Source organism: Roseibium sp. RKSG952 (genome assembly GCF_009711355.1).
The window spans coordinates 1-592 of record NZ_SMMF01000321.1; the positions used below are offsets into that span (position 1 = coordinate 1).

Sequence of the window (592 nt, forward strand, 5' to 3'; positions counted from 1 at the left end):
CAACGGGACGCTTGCTGCCGGTCAATCGGCCAGTTTCGGGTTTCAGGCCAATGGCACGGATACGGAGATCACGTTTCTCTCCATGGACACCGGAGACGGGAACAGTGATGCAGATGGCAGCGGGGGAGATTCGCCAGCGGATCCTGCCGCGCCGCTGCCCGAAGTCAGCATCACGAATGCCCAGGCCACGGAGGAGGAAGGTGTGGCCAGCGTGACGGTCTCCTTGTCTGAAACATCAGATCAGGATGTCACTCTCTTCTATGAGACCCACGCCGATACCGCCGGGAACAGTGATTTCGCTGCCGGCGACGGAACCGTGGTCATTCCGGCGGGAAGCCTTTCGGCTTCGATCTCGATTGCGCTTACAGACGATGATGTCGTCGAGGCCGATGAAACGTTCCATGTGATGATCACTTCAGTGGATGGGGCTGAGATTGGCAACGCGATGGCAACCGTTCAGATCCTGAATACGGATGTCTCTCCTGACCCCGGCGCAGATGATGGAAGTGATACGGGAACCGACCCGGTCGAAGACGGGACAGACTACACCGACATCACGGAATGGGGCAGTTTCCACGGCAGCAGCAGTCAT

The 592-nt window shown here is 58.6% G+C and carries 1 protein-coding gene; it reads left to right on the plus strand.

Annotated elements, in window-relative coordinates; all coding sequences use genetic code 11:
- Nucleotides 1-592 (plus strand): Calx-beta domain-containing protein (locus tag E1297_RS00875; protein ID WP_155132721.1); only part of this gene is annotated, 592 nt, incomplete at both ends.